The 18,604-nt window shown below is 36.4% G+C and carries 9 protein-coding genes; 7 read left to right on the top strand and 2 right to left on the bottom strand.

Features of this window, described 5'->3' with window-relative positions:
• Window positions 1-150: 150 nt before the first annotated feature.
• Window positions 151-7,935, bottom strand: a complete 7,785-nt coding sequence (locus FG167_RS01440) for a T9SS type B sorting domain-containing protein (RefSeq protein ID WP_370568421.1) — start codon at window positions 7,933-7,935, stop codon at window positions 151-153.
• 960 nt (window positions 7,936-8,895) lie between these two features.
• On the opposite strand from FG167_RS01440, the gene FG167_RS17485 reads away from it, so the two are divergent.
• From FG167_RS17485 to FG167_RS01470, 7 genes are all read left to right on the top strand, one after another.
• Window positions 8,896-9,090, top strand: a complete 195-nt coding sequence (locus FG167_RS17485) for a hypothetical protein (RefSeq protein ID WP_370568422.1) — start codon at window positions 8,896-8,898, stop codon at window positions 9,088-9,090.
• An 814-nt stretch (window positions 9,091-9,904) separates the two neighbouring features.
• The gene (gene folE, locus FG167_RS01445; protein ID WP_203459721.1) at window positions 9,905-10,582 is read left to right on the top strand and encodes a GTP cyclohydrolase I FolE; all 678 of its coding nucleotides are present in this window, start codon (window positions 9,905-9,907) and stop codon (window positions 10,580-10,582) included.
• 24 nt (window positions 10,583-10,606) lie between these two features.
• The gene (gene cysS / locus FG167_RS01450) at window positions 10,607-12,088 is read left to right on the top strand and encodes a cysteine--tRNA ligase (RefSeq protein ID WP_203459722.1); all 1,482 of its coding nucleotides are present in this window, start codon (window positions 10,607-10,609) and stop codon (window positions 12,086-12,088) included.
• A gap of 215 nt (window positions 12,089-12,303) precedes the next feature.
• Window positions 12,304-12,540: a membrane protein insertion efficiency factor YidD gene (yidD, locus tag FG167_RS01455; RefSeq protein WP_203459723.1), complete on the top strand. Its 237-nt coding sequence runs from the start codon at window positions 12,304-12,306 to the stop codon at window positions 12,538-12,540.
• A gap of 199 nt (window positions 12,541-12,739) precedes the next feature.
• Window positions 12,740-13,666 (top strand): prolipoprotein diacylglyceryl transferase, encoded by a 927-nt coding sequence (lgt, locus tag FG167_RS01460; protein WP_203459724.1) that lies wholly within the window; start codon window positions 12,740-12,742, stop codon window positions 13,664-13,666.
• 6 nt (window positions 13,667-13,672) lie between these two features.
• Window positions 13,673-14,167, top strand: a complete 495-nt coding sequence (locus FG167_RS01465) for a DUF192 domain-containing protein (protein WP_203459725.1) — start codon at window positions 13,673-13,675, stop codon at window positions 14,165-14,167.
• Window positions 14,157-15,005 (top strand): alpha/beta fold hydrolase, encoded by an 849-nt coding sequence (locus FG167_RS01470; RefSeq protein ID WP_203459726.1) that lies wholly within the window; start codon window positions 14,157-14,159, stop codon window positions 15,003-15,005. Before FG167_RS01465 ends, FG167_RS01470 begins: the two co-directional genes overlap by 11 nt.
• A gap of 528 nt (window positions 15,006-15,533) precedes the next feature.
• Here FG167_RS01470 and secDF read toward each other — a convergent pair.
• A complete protein-coding gene (gene secDF / locus FG167_RS01475; RefSeq protein WP_203459727.1) occupies window positions 15,534-18,506 on the bottom strand; it encodes a protein translocase subunit SecDF in 2,973 nt (990 codons plus the stop codon).
• Window positions 18,507-18,604: the final 98 nt, after the last annotated feature.

Here is an 18,604-nt window from a genome sequence, read left to right on the forward strand (position 1 = left end):
GAAATTTTAGTTAAATTATCTTGAAATAATAAATACTTCATTTATATTATAGAATAAAAATAGGCATCTGTTTTAATCCGTTTTTTTATAATTATTTCTATTTCCTTGTAAAGAGAATAAAATCAATACCTTTAGCGCCTCTGTTTCCAATTATCTTTTTAAAGTAAAATGTCCGTTAAACACTTTTTCCCTAGTATCTAATTGATTGTTTGGATCTCTATATTCTAATGTAAACCAATAATCACTGGATGGTAATGCTTGCCCGTTTAAAGTTCCATCCCATCCTTCATTATTTGAATTTAATTGTTTTAGCAACTTACCATATCTGTCATAAATAGAAACCTTAGCATCCAATGGATTATTTAAACCTATAATTTGCCAAGTATCATTGTATCCATCATTATTTGGTGTAAAAAACAACGGATAATCCACAACAAAAATAATTATACTTATCGTTCCACAACCCGCAACATCAGTAGCCGTTACTTCGTGTTCTCCAGAGGTCACATTGTAAAACACATATTCGTTTGTTCCATTACTTTCAAAAGTATTCCCATCTAAACTAAATGCATAAACAATTCCCGGCTCTTCATTCACACGGACTTCTATTATACTTTCGTTTGCAAATGTTTCCGAAGTAATTATCGCGTTTAATCCACTTGGAATAATACTACTAGTTACTGTTGTTATCGTATTAATGTCCCCAACAACTGTAGAACAACCAGTAACAGTATTAGTTACTAACACACTATAAACCCCTGAAACCATAGGCTCGTAATAAGTATTGGTTCCTAAAACTACGGATGGATTACTTATTTCTGTCCATTCAAACAAATAGTCTACTATCGATAAATCGGAATCTATTCTTGGTTGATTAATGATATTTCCTTCAGAATCTAAACAGATTAAAAATTCATCTTGTAAATCTACAACCGGTAAAGGAAGCACTGAAAAGGATACTATTTCTGTATCTGTATTACATATTCCGGTTACACTATACATAACGGAATACGTTGTATTAGGAATAGCATTAATGACTTCTCCTGAAACACCATCTATACTTGCTCCATCTGTTGGTTCTGGATTAAAACTAAAAGCACCACCTATATCTCCTGTAACATTTGCCGTTGCTCCATTACAATTTGGAAGCATATTAAAAGACGCATCAACTAGCGGCGTAACATTTATAGCTAATGTATTTCCTAACAAACTAGAACAAGTAGTTATGGGATTTATTATAGTCTCTAAGGTAATTGTTTGGTTTACGACTGCACTTATAATACTAATTTGTGCTTGGCCTAAAGGATTTAAAATCGCTTGCTGAGTTCCTCCTCCATTAATATTATAAAAAACTTCGTTTCCTGGATCGCCAGAAATAGTAAAAATAGCGACATCTCCTTCACAAATATCGGAATTACCGGTTAATGATATTAGGCTTGGATTCGCATTTATCGTTACCGTTTCTGTGTTAGTAAGTGTTCCCGAACAGCTTGTTGCTGGATTGGTAACATTCGTTAAATTTATCGTTTGATCTGTGATTGCTCCCGTTACTGTTACTATTGCAACTCCCGAAGCATCTAAAGTTACCGGACTTGCTGGCGAGCCTGTAATTCCAGTATAATCTACTATATCACCTGGGGTTCCTGTAATGGTAAATTTTGCCGTTCCGCCAGAACAAGTGGAACTATTACTGCTTAATAAGACTGTTGGATTTGCATTTATTGTTACCGTTTCGGTATTTGTAAGTGTTCCTGAGCAGCTTGTCGTTGGGTTAGTTACATTGGTTAGATTTATCGTTTGACTTGTGGTTACTCCTGCTACGTTGACTATTGCAACTCCCGAAGCATCTAAAGTTACCGGACTTGCTGGCGACCCTGTGATTCCTGTATAATCGACAATATCACCTGCGGTTCCTGTGATGATAAAGCTTGCTGTTCCTCCAGAACAAGTGGAACTATTACTACTTAAGGTAACTGTTGGATTCGCATTTATGGTTACCGTTTCGCTGTTAGTAAGTGTTCCTGAGCAGCTTGTCGTTGGGTTGGTAACATTCGTTAAATTTATCGTTTGATCTGTGATTGCTCCCGTTACTGTTACTATTGCAACTCCCGAAGAACCCAAAGTTACTGGACTTGCTAGCGTCCCTGTGATCCCTGTATAATCCACAATATCACCTGCGGTTCCTGTGATGGTAAATGTTGCTGTTCCACCAGAACAAGTGGAAGTATTACTACTTAATAAGACTGTTGGATTTGCATTTATTATTACCGTTTCGCTGTTACTTAATACTCCAGAACAGCTTGTTGTTGGATTGGTAACATTGGTTAGATTTATCGTTTGACCTGTGGTTACTCCTGTTACGGTGATGGTTGCTATTCCCGAAGCTCCCAAAGTTACCGGACTTGCCGGTGAACCTGTTACTCCTGTATAATCTACAATATCACCTGCTGTTCCTGAGATAGTAAAGCTTGCCGTTCCGCCAGAACAAGTGGAACTATTACTGCTCAATAAGACTGTTGGACTTGCATTTATCGTTACCGTTTCGCTGTTACTTAATACTCCGGAACAACTTGTCGTTGGATTGGTAACATTCGTTAGATTTATCGTTTGATCTGTAGTTACTCCTGTTACGGTGATGGTTGCAACTCCCGAAGCATCTAAAGTCACCGGACTTGCTGGTGTTCCCGTGATTCCTGTATAATCTACAATATCACCTGCAGTTCCTGTAATGATAAAGCTTGCTGTTCCTCCAGAACAAGTGGAACTATTACTACTTAATAAGACTGTTGGATTCGCATTTATCGTTACCGTTTCGGTGTTAGTAAGTGTTCCTGAGCAGCTTGTCGTTGGATTGGTAACATTCGTTAAATTTATCGTTTGATCTGTGATTGCTCCCGTTACTGTTACTATTGCAACTCCCGAAGCATCTAAAGTTACCGGACTTGCTGGCGAGCCTGTGATTCCTGTATAATCTACAATATCACCTGCAGTTCCTGTAATGATAAAGCTTGCTGTTCCTCCAGAACAAGCGGAACTATTACTACTTAAGGTAACTGTTGGATTTGCATTTATCGTTACTGTTTCTGTGTTAGTAAGTGTTCCCGAACAGCTTGTCGTTGGATTGGTAACATTGGTTAGATTTATCGTTTGATCTGTGATTGCTCCCGTTACTGTTACTGTTGCAACTCCCGAAGCATCTAAAGTTACCGGACTTGCTGGCGAGCCTGTGATTCCTGTATAATCTACAATATCACCTGCTGTTCCTGTGATGGTAAAGCTTGCTGTTCCTCCAGAACAAGTGGAAGTATTACTACTTAATAAGACTGTTGGATTTGCATTTATCGTTACTGTTTCTGTGTTAGTAAGTGTTCCCGAACAGCTTGTCGTTGGATTGGTAACATTCGTTAGATTTATCGTTTGATCTGTGATTGCTCCCGTTACTATTACTATTGCAACTCCCGAAGTATCCAAAGTCACCGGACTTGCGGGCGACCCTGTGATTCCTGTGTAATCTACAATATCACCTGTTGTTCCTGTGATGGTAAATGTTGCTGTTCCGCCAGAACAAGTAGAAGTATTACTACTTAATATGACTGTTGGATTTGCATTTATCGTTACTGTTTCTGTGTTAGTAAGTGTTCCTGAGCAGCTTGTCGTTGGATTGCTAACATTCGTTAAATTGATCGTTTGATCTGAGGTTACTCCTGTTACGATGATGGTTGCAACTCCCGAAGCATCTAAAGTCACCGGACTTGCTGGAGCACCTATTATTCCGGTATAACCGACAATATCACCTGTTGTTCCTGTGATGGTAAATGTTGCTGTTCCGCCAGAACAAGTAGAAGTATTACTACTTAAGGTAACTGTTGGACTTGCATTTATCGTTACCGTTTCGCTGCTGGTTAATACTTCTGAACAGCTTGTCGTTGGATTGGTAACATTCGTTAAATTTATCGTTTGATCTGTGGTTACTCCTGCTACTGTGATTATTGCTACTCCAGAAACATCCAAAGTCACCGGACTTGCGGGCGTTCCTGCAATCCCTGTATAATCGACAATATCACCTGGTGCTCCTGTGATAGTAAAGCTTGCTGTTCCTCCAGAACAAGTGGAACTATTACTACTTAAGGTAACTGTTGGGTTCGCATTTATAGTTACGGTTTCTGTGTTACTTAATACTCCGGAACAGCTTGTCGTTGGATTGCTAACATTCGTTAGATTTATCGTTTGATCTGTGATTGCTCCCGTTACTGTTACTGTTGCAACTCCCGAAATATCCAAAGTTACCGGACTTGCGGGCAACCCTGTGATTCCTGTATAATCGACAATATCACCTGCTGCTCCTGTGATGGTAAAGCTTGCTGTTCCTCCAGAACAAGTGGAAGTATTACTACTTAATAAGACTGTTGGATTTGCATTTATCGTTACTGTTTCTGTGTTAGTAAGTGTTCCCGAACAGCTTGTCGTTGGATTGGTAACATTCGTTAGATTTATCGTTTGATCTGTGATTGCTCCCGTTACTGTTACTATTGCAACTCCCGAAGTATCCAAAGTCACCGGACTTGCGGGCGACCCTGTGATTCCTGTGTAATCTACAATATCACCTGTTGTTCCTGTGATGGTAAATGTTGCTGTTCCGCCAGAACAAGTGGAACTATTACTGCTCAATAAGACTGTTGGACTTGCATTTATCGTTACCGTTTCGCTGCTGGTTAATACTTCTGAACAGCTTGTCGTTGGATTGGTAACATTAGTTAGATTTATCGTTTGATCTGTGGTTACTCCTGTTACGGTGATGGTTGCTATTCCCGAAGCACCCAAAGTTACCGGACTTGCCGGTGAACCTGTTACTCCTGTATAATCTACAATATCACCTGCTGTTCCTGTGATAGTAAAGCTTGCCGTTCCGCCAGAACAAGTGGAACTATTACTGCTCAATAAGACTGTTGGACTTGCATTTATCGTTACCGTTTCGCTGCTGGTTAATACTTCTGAACAGCTTGTCGTTGGATTGGTAACATTCGTTAGATTTATCGTTTGATCTGTGGTTACTCCTGTTACGGTGATGGTTGCTATTCCCGAAGCACCCAAAGTTACCGGACTTGCCGGTGAACCTGTTACTCCTGTATAATCGACAATATCACCTGCGGTTCCTGTGATGGTAAATGTTGCTGTTCCACCAGAACAAGTGGAACTATTACTGCTCAATAAGACTGTTGGACTTGCATTTATCGTTACCGTTTCGCTGTTACTTAATACTCCGGAACAACTTGTCGTTGGATTAGTAACATTCGTTAAATTTATCGTTTGATCTGTGGTTACTCCTGCTACTGTGATTATTGCTACTCCAGAAACATCCAAAGTCACCGGACTTGCTGGTGTTCCTATAATCCCTGTATAATCGACAATATCACCTGCGGTTCCTGTGATGGTAAATGTTGCTGTTCCACCAGAACAAGTGGAACTATTACTGCTCAATAAGACTGTTCGACTTGCATTTATCGTTACCGTTTCGCTGCTGGTTAATACTTCTGAACAACTTGTCGTTGGATTAGTAACATTGGTTAGATTTATTGTTTGATCTGTGATTACTCCTGCTACTGTGATTATTGCTACTCCAGAAATATCCAAAGTCACCGGACTTGTTGGCGTGCCTGCTACTCCTGTATAATCTACGATGTCGCCTGCAGTACCTGTAATGGTAAATGTTGCTGTTCCGCCAGAACAAGTAGAAATATTACTACTTAATGTGACCGTTGGGTTCGCATTTATAGTTACGGTTTCAGTGTTACTTAATACTCCGGAACAGCTTGTCGTTGGATTGCTAACATTGGTTAGATTTATCGTTTGATCTGTGATTGCTCCCGTTACTGTTACTATTGCAACTCCCGAAATATCCAAAGTTACCGGACTTGCGGGCGACCCTGTGATTCCTGTATAATCGACAATATCACCTGCTGTTCCTGTAATGGTAAATGTTGCTGTTCCTCCAGAACAAGTGGAAGTATTACTACTTAATAAGACTGTTGGATTTGCATTTATCGTTACTGTTTCTGTGTTAGTAAGTGTTCCCGAACAGCTTGTCGTTGGATTGGTAACATTCGTTAGATTTATCGTTTGATCTGTGATTGCTCCCGTTACTGTTACTATTGCAACTCCCGAAGTATCCAAAGTTACCGGACTTGCGGGCGACCCTGTGATTCCTGTATAATCGACAATATCACCTGCGGTTCCTGTGATAGTAAAGCTTGCTGTTCCGCCAGAACAAGTGGAAATATTACTACTTAATGTGACCGTTGGGTTCGCATTTATAGTTACGGTTTCAGTGTTACTTAATACTCCGGAACAGCTTGTCGTTGGATTAGTAACATTGGTTAGATTTATTGTTTGATCTGTGGTTACTCCTGCTACGGTGATGGTTGCAATTCCTAAAGCGCCTAAAATTACCGGACTTGCTGGTGTTCCTATAATCCCTGTATAATCGACAATATCACCTGCGGTTCCTGTGATGGTAAATGTTGCTGTTCCACCAGAACAAGTGGAACTATTACTGCTCAATAAGACTGTTGGACTTGCATTTATCGTTACCGTTTCGCTGCTGGTTAATACTTCTGAACAGCTTGTCGTTGGATTGGTAACATTCGTTAGATTTATCGTTTGATCTGTGGTTACTCCTGTTACGGTGATGGTTGCTATTCCCGAAGCACCCAAAGTTACCGGACTTGCCGGTGAACCTGTTACTCCTGTATAATCTACAATATCACCTGCTGTTCCTGTGATGGTAAAGCTTGCTGTTCCGCCAGAACAAGTGGAACTATTACTGCTCAATAAGACTGTTGGACTTGCATTTATCGTTACTGTTTCTGTGTTAGTAAGTGTTCCCGAACAGCTTGTCGTTGGATTGGTAACATTCGTTAGATTTATCGTTTGATCTGTGATTGCTCCCGTTACTGTTACTATTGCAACTCCCGAAGCATCTAAAGTTACCGGACTTGCGGGCGACCCTGTGATTCCTGTATAATCGACAATATCACCTGGTGCTCCTGTGATAGTAAAGCTTGCTGTTCCTCCAGAACAAGTGAAAGTATTACTACTTAATGAGACGGTTGGATTTGCATTTATCGTTACTGTTTCGGTGTTAGTAAGTGTTCCTGAGCAGCTTGTCGTTGGATTGCTAACATTCGTTAAATTGATCGTTTGATCTGAGGTTACTCCTGTTACGGTGATGGTTGCAACTCCCGAAGCATCTAAAGTCACCGGACTTGCTGGAGCACCTATTATTCCGGTATAACCGACAATATCACCTGGTGCTCCTGTGATAGTAAAGCTTGCTGTTCCTCCAGAACAAGTGGAAGTATTACTACTTAATGAGACGGTTGGATTTGCATTTATGGTTACCGTTTCGCTGTTAGTAAGTGTTCCTGAACAGCTCGTACTAGGATTAGTAACATTCGTTAAATTTATCGTTTGATCTGTGGTTACTCCTGCTACGCTGATGGTTACAACTCCCGAAGCATCTAAAGTTACCGGACTTGCGGGCGACCCTGTGATTCCTGTATAATCGACAATATCACCTGGTGCTCCTGTGATAGTAAAGCTTGCTGTTCCTCCAGAACAAGTCGAAGTATTACTACTTAATGAGACGGTTGGATTTGCATTTATCGTTACTGTTTCGGTGTTAGTAAGTGTTCCTGAGCAGCTTGTCGTTGGATTGCTAACATTCGTTAAATTGATCGTTTGATCTGAGGTTACTCCTGTTACGGTGATGGTTGCAACTCCCGAAGCATCTAAAGTCACCGGACTTGCTGGAGCACCTATTATTCCGGTATAACCGACAATATCACCTGCTGCTCCTGTGATAGTAAAGCTTGCCGTTCCGCCAGAACAAGTGGAACTATTACTACTTAAGGTAACTGTTGGATTTGCATTTATCATAACCGTTTCGCTGCTGGCTAATACTTCTGAACAGCTTGTCGTTGGATTGCTAACATTCGTTAAATTGATCGTTTGATCTGAGGTTACTCCTGTTACGGTGATGGTTGCAACTCCCGAAGCATCTAAAGTCACCGGACTTGCTGGAGCACCTATTATTCCGGTATAACCGACAATATCACCTGGTGCTCCTGTGATAGTAAAGCTTGCTGTTCCTCCAGAACAAGTGGAAGTATTACTACTTAAGGTAACTGTTGGATTCGCATTTATGGTTACCGTTTCACTGTTAGTAAGTGTTCCTGAACAGCTCGTACTAGGATTAGTAACATTCGTTAAATTTATCGTTTGATCTGTGGTTACTCCTGCTACGCTGATGGTTACAACTCCCGAAGCATCTAAAGTTACCGGACTTGCGGGCGACCCTGTGATTCCGGTATAATCGACAATATCACCTGCTGCTCCTGTGATAGTAAAGCTTGCCGTTCCGCCAGAACAAGTGGAACTATTACTGCTCAATAAGACTGTTGGACTTGCATTTATCGTTACCGTTTCGCTGTTACTTAATACTCCAGAACAGCTTGTCGTTGGATTGCTAACATTCGTTAGATTTATGGTTTGATCTGTGGTTACTCCTGCTACAATGATGGTTGCAATTCCCGAAGCATCCAAGGTTACCGGACTTACGGGCGACCCTGTGAATCCTGTATAATCGACAATATCACCTGCTGCTCCTGTGATAGTAAAGCTTGCTGTTCCGCCAGAACAAGTCGAAGTATTACTGGTTAATAAGACTGTTGGTGTTGCATTTACAGTAACATCAATAGTATCAATATCTATAAAAGTAGAACCATCACAATTCGTATATTCCACCTCTACCGAAAAAGTCTCATTTACAGCTGGACAAACATTAATAGTTGGCGTATTACCAACCGGACTATTAGTACCATCATACCAAGTTACCGTATAGTTTGGTGTTCCACTAGGGGTAAAACGCCAAGCTTCATTTGTTGCTATCCAATTCGTATTATTTCTTCCTGGAACAGGAAATGCTTGTGTTCCATTATCATTTTGTATACCAACGACAGCATTACCATTCAACCAAAAACATGTTGGTTTTTCAGCTATATATACTTCAATGGTATTAGTTCCTTCATATAAAACTATCATTTGAGTAGATAATTCTGTCGTACACCCAAATTGAGGAACATTATAATAAGATGCAACAAACCTTCTACATGGAGCAACCCCTTGGACTTCCCATCCAATTTCATGAGAACCACCACTTGCCGAAGGATCTATATCATGACCAGCACCAAAAATATTAGCTTCGCTAAAACCTGGGTTAGAATTATTTGGCAATATACCCCCAGAAATGAAGTCATTACTAGAATTTGCATAAGTAGTTTCAAAACTCAATACCCCATTAACACCTACTAATATCTCATTATATTGATTCCCAAAAAAACAAAATGTAAAAGGCAATGGTATAATATCGGACCAAATATCATCAGAAGTTAAAAATAATTGATTTGATAATCCTGTAAAAGAAAAAGAAGATGGCGGAGTAAAAGGATCAGAAAAAGGTATAGAGGAAATAGTATAAAATGTTGTTTCCCCTGTTTCAAGAAAAGTAGCAGTTAAATCTGTACAACCTGTAGAACAATCTACACTTATTTGCACAGGTCCAGCGTCTACATTAGAACATCCTGGCCCTTGCGCAATTGCAAGCTGAACAGCAAATAAACAAATAATAACTAAAAATCTCTTCATAAAAAAAAAGGCATGACATATTTTAAGCAATTAGAAAAACCTTATTTATATCGCAAAATACTTAACTTAAAGCAATTAGCATGAAAAGTTGTTAAAAAATAAGCAAAAAACCGAAATCCATTAGAAATTAATTCTACTTCAATTCAAACCATAACAAACGGGAATTACTTATCTTTGCAAATTATAATTATTATTATTTTTAATGAAACTGGATAGCAAATTAGACGAATTTAACTCATTAGGAGACAACCATGTTGGTACATCAACAAACACACCAATGCGTGAAGATGCTTTTACTCTTACAAATGAGGAAAAAATAGATAGTATTAAGGACGATGTTAGACATATCATGGAAACATTAGGTCTTGATTTAAAAGACGATAGCCTGAAAGGTACACCAAATAGAGTTGCTAAAATGTTTGTCAACGAAATTTTTAGCGGCTTAGACCCTAAAAATAAACCTAGCGCTTCTACCTTTGATAACAAGTATAAATATGGCGAAATGCTTGTGGAAAAAAACATTACTGTTTATTCTACTTGCGAGCACCATTTACTTCCTATAGTTGGTAGAGCACATGTTGCTTACATTTCTAACGGAACGGTTGTTGGCTTATCTAAAATGAATCGTATAGTAGATTATTTTTCAAATAGACCACAAGTACAAGAACGTTTAACGATTCAAATTGTAAAGGAATTACAAGATGTTTTAAATACGGAAGATGTTGCTTGTGTTATTGATGCGAAACATTTATGTGTAAATTCTAGAGGAATTAGAGATGTAGATTCTAGTACGGTAACTAGTGAGTTTGGCGGTAAATTCAAAGAAAAAGATACACGTAGAGAATTTTTAGATTATATTAAATTAGAGACTACTTTTTAGTAGTTCATGGAAACAGCCTACTTTATGCAAATTTCAGAAAAACAAAACATAGAAATATACAATTCCCTTTCTGGTAAAAAAGAACATTTCAAACCAATAACAGAAGGTTATGTTGGCATGTACGTTTGTGGACCAACGGTTTACAGCAATGTACATTTAGGAAATGTAAGAACTTTTATGTCTTTTGATATGATTTTTCGTTACCTATTACATTTAGGTTATAAAGTACGTTATGTTAGAAACATTACAGATGCTGGTCATTTAGAAAATGATGCCGATGTTGGTGAAGATAAAATTACTAAAAAAGCAAGATTAGAAGCTATAGAACCTATGGAAATTGTACAGCGATATACTGTAGATTTTCATAATGTGCTAAACACTTTTAATTTTCTTCCTCCTAGTATAGAACCTACTGCAACGGGGCATATTATAGAGCAAATTGATCTTATTCAGACTATTATAGATAACGGTTTTGGGTATGAAGTTAATGGTTCTGTTTATTTTGATGTACACAAGTACAATCAAACGAACGACTATGGCATATTAAGCAAACGTAAACTGGAAGATTTAATTCACAATACTCGTGAATTAGACGGACAAAGCGACAAGAGAAATCCGCAAGATTTTGCGCTATGGAAAAAAGCAGAACCAACACACATTATGCGTTGGCCTTCTCCATGGAGCGATGGTTTTCCTGGTTGGCATTTAGAATGTACAGCGATGAGTACCAAATATCTTGGTGAATATTTTGATATTCATGGAGGCGGAATGGATTTAAAATTCCCACATCACGAATGTGAAATTGCTCAGAATAAAGCAGCAAAAGGAAAGGATCCTGTAAAATACTGGATGCATGCCAATATGCTAGAACTTAATGGTGCTAGAATGAGTAAATCGACTGGGAATTATATAAATCCTTCTGAATTGATTTCTGGTAAAAACGACATTATGTCTAAAGCCTATAGTCCTAGTGTCATTCGCTTTTTTATGATGCAAGCTTCTTATAGAAGTGTTTTAGATTTAACAGATAATGGCTTATTAGCAAGTGAAAAAGGATTTCACAAACTTTTAGACGCCGTTAATGCATTAGATACATTACCTACATCTAGCACATCTACATTTAATGTTTCGGAATGGAAACAGAAATGTTATGATGCAATGAATGACGACTTTAATACGCCTATTTTAATTGCTACTTTATTTGAAGCCGTTAAATATATCAATCAGATTAAAGACGAAAGTGCAACCATTACAAAAGAAGATTTAGAAGTCTTAAAAAATACAATAAACAGTTTTGTTTTTGATATTCTTGGGCTTGAAAATGTGAGTAAAGACGAAAAAGGAACAGACAAACTTTCTGGTGCTGTAGAACTTTTAATCCAGTTACGTCAAGAAGCAAGAGCAAATAAAGACTTTGCCATGTCTGATAAAATTAGAGACGAATTAGCCGCTGTTGGTATTCAGCTTAAAGATGGTAAAGAGGGTACAAGTTTTTCTGTGAATTAATTAAGTCATTCATTGTAAGCTGTAAAGTTATTTGGTTTTAATTCTTTTAATAATCTGAAATTTTAGGAAAATTACAATTAGCATTTGCTCTTTCCTTTAACTAAAGAAAGATGAATTTTCTGAAAATAAAACGCAGAGAATTTGACATAAAATGCGAATCTATTTTTAAAATTTACGTGCCATTAATAAGATTTCCACTTTCGTGGAAAACGAATATGAAAAAAATACTAATCGCTCCTTTCCTATTTTTAATTAAAGTGTATCAGACTTTAATTTCGCCATTAACACCTTCTACGTGTAGGTTTCAGCCAACCTGTTCGCATTATACCAAAGAAGCTTTGCAAAAACATGGTTTATTAAAAGGTGGAAAACTGGCTATAAAAAGAATTTTTAGTTGTCATCCTTGGGGAAAGTCCGGTTACGACCCTGTTCCGGAAAAGGAGGACAAATAAAAAAAGACTCCTCCGTTGCAGTCGGAATGACATCATCAAAAAACATCTTACATTCCTACCACTTGTTATTCATTTAGTCATTTCCAGCTTGTAAAGAAATCTATCTGTTCCAGAAAAGGAAGACTCCTAAAAAAATAGTATTTCCTTAACGAGCTAAGTCTTTAGAATCGTTTATATTTACGTTTTCAAAATAAATTCTATGCATTTTTTAATATTCGATTGGAATCCTACAACAGGAATTGACATCATTGGTAATTTCAAATTACATTTTTACAGTGTTATGTGGATTATTGCATTTCTGCTAGGATTACAAATCATGAAACGCATCTTTAAAAGAGATAATATAAAGGAAGAATATTTAGATCCTCTTTTTTTGTATACCATTATCGCAACCATGCTTGGCGCACGTTTAGGTCATGTGATTTTTTATCAGTCGGAACTTATTTCTCAAGATTTTTTCAGCATCTTTTTACCTTTCCGTTTTGTACCAAAATTTGAATTCACCGGTTTTCAAGGATTAGCAAGTCATGGAGCTGCCATTGGAATAATAATAGGTATGTATTTATACCGAAGAAAATATAACTACAAATCTTTAATGTGGATTTTAGACAGAGTTGTAATTCCTGTTGCAAGTGGTGCTATATTTATTCGTTTAGGAAACTTTATCAATTCTGAAATCATAGGAAAAGTAACCGATTCGCCTTTTGGTGTTCGTTTTATTCAGGAAGAATATAACAAATACGAAGCCATGCAACTCACAGGAATGAAAACGCCAAAAGAAGCATATAATGCTATTGCTAATAATCCGCAATTTCAAAATTTATTAGATGCAGTACCTTATAGACATCCTGCGCAATTATACGAATCTTTTAGTTACATCTTTGTGTTTTTAATTCTTTGGTATTTCTACACTAAAACAGATAAAGGCAATCAAACAGGATTCTTATTTGGTTTATTTTTAGTTCTACTTTGGACGGTTCGTTTCTTTGTAGAATTTGTAAAAGAAGCACAAGTAGACGATCGTGCAACTTGGGCTTTAAACACAGGACAATGGTTAAGTATCCCTTTTATTTTAATTGGTTTATACTTTATGTTTGTCTACAAACCAAAAACTGCTGTAAAATAAATTCCTATGAAATTTAGAATACTTACCACTACTATTTTATGCGCAACCTTATTTTTAAGCGCTTGTAAAGAACAAAAAAGAGACATAGAACCTATTGAAGTTTCCTTTAACAAAGAAGGAGATCTTACTATATACAAAGCTGCTACAGACTCTATAGTTACTAGATTAGACATAGAAATTGCAGATACAGATTACGATGTGCAAACTGGGTTAATGTACAGAAATTCTATGCAAGAAAACCAAGCCATGTTATTTGTATTTCCTAGCATGCGCGAACGTTTTTTCTATATGAAAAACACCAGAATCCCTTTAGACCTCATCTATTTAGATAACGATAAACATATTGTAAGTTTTCAAGAAAACGCGGTACCTTTTGACGAAGCTTCTTTGCCATCTAAAGTTCCTGCGCAATATGTTTTAGAAATAAATGCTGGATTAGCCGAAAAATGGCTTTTAGAGGTTGGTGATAGAATAGAATACATCGAAATAAATGAAAAATAATGTTCGTAGTACATTATTAAAAACTACAACAGGACACACTATAAGTGTCACCATTTTTTCGCCTGAAAAATCAAATAACAAAAGCATTGTTATCTCTTCTGCTACTGGCGTTTTACAAAAGTACTATTCCAAATTTGCAACGCACTTTAGCACTTTAGGATTTACGGTTTACACTTTTGATTATTATGGGATAGGAAAATCTAAAACCAAAAATATAAAACAGAACACTGCAGATTTATATACTTGGGCTTTAGACCAAGCTGCTGTTATAAAATTTGCGAAGCAAGAGCAATTACAACACAAAATAACTTTAGTAGCACATAGTATTGGCGGACAACTTATAGGTTTGAATCCCGAAATACATTTAGTAGATTCTATAGTGACCATTGCTTCGCAAACTGGTTATTGGAAATACTTTAAAGGATTTTATAGACTAAGAATGATAGTCTTTTGGTATGCATTAATACCAATCACAACGCCTCTATTTGGTTATTTTCCTGCTAAAAAACTTGGCTTGTTTGAAAATCTTCCAAGACATGTGGTATACCAATGGCGGAAATGGGGAGTCCATCCAGAATACATGTTCAGCGAATTTAGCGACTTACAATTCAGCAACATAAAATGTAATGTTTTATCTCTTAGTTTTCCTAGAGACAGTTATGCTCCGAAAGAAACGGTAGATTGGTTAGCATCTAAATTCACAAATACCAAAGTAGATAGAAGGCATCTTATTCCTGAAGATTTACAAATAGAAGACGTGCAACATTTTGGTTTTTTTAGAGAACAATTTAAAGACTCTCTGTGGCAACTAACTGAAAATTGGATAGGTACCCATTAAATTTTTAAACAGTTCTTTTTACAAAACAACTAATCTTAGGTATTTTGGTTTATTCTTTTTTTAGTCCTTTTCGGTTGCTAAACTAGCTTTAAAAGCTTCAAAAAATTCATCACATTACTCGTTTTTCTAGTTTATTTTTATTGTAACAGTTCACAGAATTATACCATAACTAACATTATAAGCTGGATCAAACCAAGGGAAGTGCAGGCTAAATTAGAACTTAACACCTTTACATGGAAAATTATTGATATTAAAAAAGCGTTTCAAGTGAAGGGTTTGCGTTAAGGATTGATGCGGCATCCTTTTGTTTTGGATAGAATGGTTTTTCAAAAGCACATATAGACATGCTAAGAAAGAATATCTTTATTGCAATACGCCAGCAACAAAAGAAACAGCGGAAAGCCTGACGCTACGGAGTTTTCACGTAGTAGGGTAACGCCCAAATTATGAAACTAGAAGAAATAAAAAAACCTTTCCGCATAACACGGAAAGGTTTTTTAATATAATAAGAATGGAATTGCTAGTTGCTTATGCTTCTAACGCTTCGTCTTCTTTTTCTTTAATTTTTAATGCATCTGTTGCACCACCTCTTTTTACAGAGTCGTACATGATTGGCGTTGCAATAAATAATGATGAGTATGTACCTACAACTACACCTACTATTAATGCAAACATAAATCCTCTAATAGAATCTCCACCAAAGATAAAGATTGCTAATAACACTACTAAAGTAGTTAAAGAGGTATTTAAGGTTCTACTTAATGTACTGCTTAAAGATGCGTTAATTACTTTATCAAAATCCCAAGTAGTATGTTCGTTGAAGAATTCTCTAATTCTATCAAATACAACTACCGTATCATTTAATGAGTAACCAATTACCGTTAAGATTGCTGCAATAAATGCTTGGTCAATTTCCATTGTAAATGGCATGAATTTGTAAGTAAGAGAGAAAACACCTAATACAATTAATACATCATGAAATACTGCTGCTACTGCACCAAGTGAGAATTGCCATCTTTTAAAACGGAATAAGATATATAAGAATACTACGATAAGAGATCCTAAAATTGCCCAGAAAGAAGCTCTTTTAATATCATCTGCAATAGAAGGACTTACTTTGTAAGATTCCATTACACCAATTTGTTTATCCTCATCGTTAAGATTGATAAACTCATCGTAACTAATGTTAGATAAATGTGGTTGTAATGCGTTAAATAATTTATGTCTGATTTCTTCATCTACTTCTGAAGAAGCTTCATTAATTTTATATTTAGTAGTAATTTTCACATCATTACTAGTACCTATTAATTTAGCATCTGCACTTCCAAATACTTCTTCAGCAGAAAGAATTCCAGAAATCTCTGAAGCACTAACTGGTTGCTCAAAACGTACTTGGTATGTTCTTCCTCCTACAAAGTCTACACCTTGATCTAATTTGTTTGTAAATAAAGACCCTAAACTGATAAGAATAAAAGCTCCAGAAACAATATAAGCGATCTTACGTTTCTTTAAGAAGTCGATATTAATGTTTCGAAATAAGTTTTTAGTTAAGCTTGTTGAGAAATCTAATTTACCACCTCTATTAGCATACCAATCTACTAATAATCTAGTAATAAAGATTGCTGTAAATAATGAAGTTACAATACCAATAATTAATGTAGTTGCGAAACCTTTAATTGGTCCTGTACCAAATACAAATAAAATTAATGCCGTTAAACCAGTTGTAACATTGGCATCTAAAATAGAAGATAATGCATTTGCAAAACCATCTTTAATAGATGTTGCTTGGTCTTTACCTTTAGCTAGTTCTTCTCTAATACGCTCAAAAATAAGCACGTTTGCATCTACAGACATACCAATAGTTAATACAATACCTGCAATTCCAGGAAGTGTTAATACTGCTCCTAAACCAGAAAGGATACCAAATATTAATAAGATATTTAATGCCATTGCGATATCTGCAAATAACCCTGCTTTACCGTAGTATAAGAACATCCATACTAATACTAATGCTAATGCAATAGCGAAAGAGTTTTTACCACTATCAATAGCTTCTTGCCCTAAAGAAGGACCAACTACATCACTTTGAATAATATCTGCTCTAGCTGGTAATTTACCTGCTCTTAACACGTTTGCTAAATCGGTTGCTTCATTCAGTGTGAAGTTTCCAGAAATTTGAGAGTTACCACCTGCAATTGCTCCTGTTGTTACTCCAGGTGCAGAATATACTACGTCATCTAAAACAATAGCGATTTGGCTTCTTTGTGTAAAAGCTCTTGCTGTCATTTCTTCCCAGATCTTAGCACCTTTACTATTCATTTGCATGCTTACAAGAGGTTTTCCTAAAGGATCATAATCTTGTCTTGCATCTACAACAACACCACCACCTAATTCTGGTACATTTTCTCTATTTGCAATTAATGCATATAAGTCTACTAACTCACTATCTCCTTTTTGTTTTCCGAATGCGAATTTCACATAACGTAGTTCAGCAGGAAGTAAGTTTCTTACTTGTGGCATATTTAAATACTCACTAATAATTTCTCTATCGTTAATATTAACTAAAGCAATTGCTGCTGGATCTTGAGAACCTATTAACTTGTCTAAAAGCGGATTTGCAACTACAACTGTAGAATCTGGATCATCTCCTAAAAGGTCTGCAATCTTATCTTCTTCTGAAGTTGTTTCTTTAACCTCTTCTGTATTTACTTCATTCGATTTTTGAATGCTTTTAATCGTTTCATTAGCTTCTACTAAAAAGCTATTAAAGATCGTTTTGTTGTACACATCCCAAAACTCTAATTGTGCGGTACTTTGTAATAATGCAGTAGCACGGTCTACATCTTTAACTCCAGGTAATTCTACTAAAATACGTCCTGAATCTCCCATACGTTGAATATTTGGAGATGTTACACCAAACTCATCAATACGCTTACGTAATACTTCGAAAGCCGAAACAATAGACTCATCAATTTTTCTTGAGATTACTGGTTTCACCTCAGAATCGGTCATATTTCCGTCAATCTCACCATCTAAAGCTCTAGTATAGAATATGTCTGGTGAAGCTAATTTAGTATCTCCTTTTATAGCTTCAAACGAAGTATAAAAATCTTCTAAATATGTATTTTGACTATCTTTTTGAAGTTCTGTAGCATCGTCTAATGCTTTATTAAAAACAGGGTTTGCTGTATTATTAGCTAATCCTTTTAATATATCTTTTACAGAAACTTGTAATATAACGTTAACCCCACCTTTAAGGTCAAGTCCTAAGTTCATCGCATTTTCCTTTACCTCATTGTAGGTATATTTTGCGATCCCGATGTTATACACCTCTGTATTAGCTAGTGAATCTAAATACCTTGTTTCTTTTACAGAATCCCCATTTGCATAAGCCGCTGCATTACTTTCTATACTACTGTTTTTAAACGTGAATGATAATTGGTAAATACTTACCAAACCAAACAATAGCGCAAATAATTTTACTAATCCTTTGTTTTGCATTTTAATAATTTTTAATGGTCAATTTTTTGAACGTGCAAATATATAGTTTACGCGTAGTTTTTTGACACTTTTTTTAATGTTTAAATAAGATTTTAGCT

The sequence above is a fragment of the Lacinutrix sp. WUR7 genome (assembly GCF_016864015.1).
In the GTDB taxonomy this organism is placed as follows: Bacteria; Bacteroidota; Bacteroidia; order Flavobacteriales; family Flavobacteriaceae; genus Oceanihabitans.